Genomic DNA, 1,380 nt, shown 5'->3' with positions numbered 1-1,380 from the left:
ATCATTGTGCCAAAGTGAAGGGGTTACTAACTCATTCACTGCTATCGGAAGGAGCATCCATCATGAAGATTACAACGATTGGTCTTGATTTAGCAAAGTCCGTGTTTCAAGTTCACGGCGTGAATGCGCAAGGCCATACCGTCTTGACCCGGCAACTACGCCGCGAGCAGCTCAGCGCCTTCTTTGCGAAGCTGACACCGTGCCTCATCGGCATGGAGGCCTGCGCGAGCGCCCACCACTGGGCGCGGCTGCTGCGCGACCAGGGCCACGACGTGCGGCTGATCGCCGCGCAGTTCGTCAAACCTTACGTTAAATCCAACAAGAACGATGCCGCCGATGCGCAGGCGATCTGCGAGGCCGTCACCCGGCCCTCCATGCGCTTTGTCGCCATCAAATCGGTCGAGCAACAAGCGGTACTGAGCCTACACCGGGCCCGCGAAGGCTTCGTCAAGGCGCGCAGCGCCGCGGCCAATCAGATCCGCGGCCTGCTGGCCGAGTTCGGGCTGATCCTGCCCCAAGGCATCGCTCACGTCACCCGGCGGGTGCCGGCGTTGCTTGAGTCCGCGCTGGCGCGCCTGCCTGGCCCTTTCGTGGAACTCATCCGTACGCTGGTTGAACACCTGCGCGCGCTCGATACGCAGGTCCAGGCCCTGGAGCGATCGATCGTGCACGGGCATCGTGCCAATCCGGTCAGCCAGCGGTTAGCGCAGTTGCCCGGCATCGGGCCGATTACGGCCAGCGCCCTGGCCGCCAGCGTGGGCGATCCGCGGCTCTTTAAAAATGGCCGGCAACTGGCCGCCTGGCTAGGTTTGGTGCCGCGCCAGCACTCCAGCGGGGGCAAGGCCACGCTGCTGGGGATCAGCAAGCGCGGCGATGGGTACCTGCGCAAGCTCCTGCTCTTGGGCGCGCAGTCGGTGCTGATCCGAGCGCGCGCCCAGGCCGATCGAACGACCTGGCTAGGCCAACTGCTTGTGCGCCGCCCGCTCAATGTGGTGGCCATCGCGCTGGCCAATAAAAATGCGCGCATCGCCTGGGCTCTGATGGCGTACGACACGCCCTACGACCCTGGGCATACGCTGAGCCGGGCCCGCTAGGGTCTACGGCACGCGTACCGAGCTCGGGGCCAACCCGGCAGCGCCTCACCACCGTTTATCCCTTTTAACGTAGGACACCACCGCACCGATTGCTTGAAGCACTTTTAGCCGTAATGGCCACTTAGGTCAGACCAGGACCGGTCAAACCCGATTCGTCAGCCGCACATCAAAGTGCTTGGGTGCTAAGGGGAGCCGGTCAGCAAAACCCATTAGGGGCCGTGACACGCGTGTCACCTCGTCAAGCCCGGATGTACTGCTGCAATCAACACCTAAGAAACCGGAAGGG

The 1,380-nt window shown here is 63.1% G+C and carries 1 protein-coding gene; it reads left to right on the top strand.

Going from position 1 to position 1,380, the window contains the following annotated elements:
- Positions 1–62 precede the first annotated feature (62 nt).
- Positions 63–1,094: an IS110 family RNA-guided transposase gene (locus ACYVIS_RS20805; RefSeq protein ID WP_232740868.1), complete on the top strand. Its 1,032-nt coding sequence runs from the start codon at positions 63–65 to the stop codon at positions 1,092–1,094.
- Positions 1,095–1,380: the final 286 nt, after the last annotated feature.

It is taken from the genome of Paralcaligenes ginsengisoli (assembly GCF_054781135.1).
Note: the sequence above shows the minus strand (reverse complement) of the source record. Positions and strands in the feature narration are given on the sequence as shown.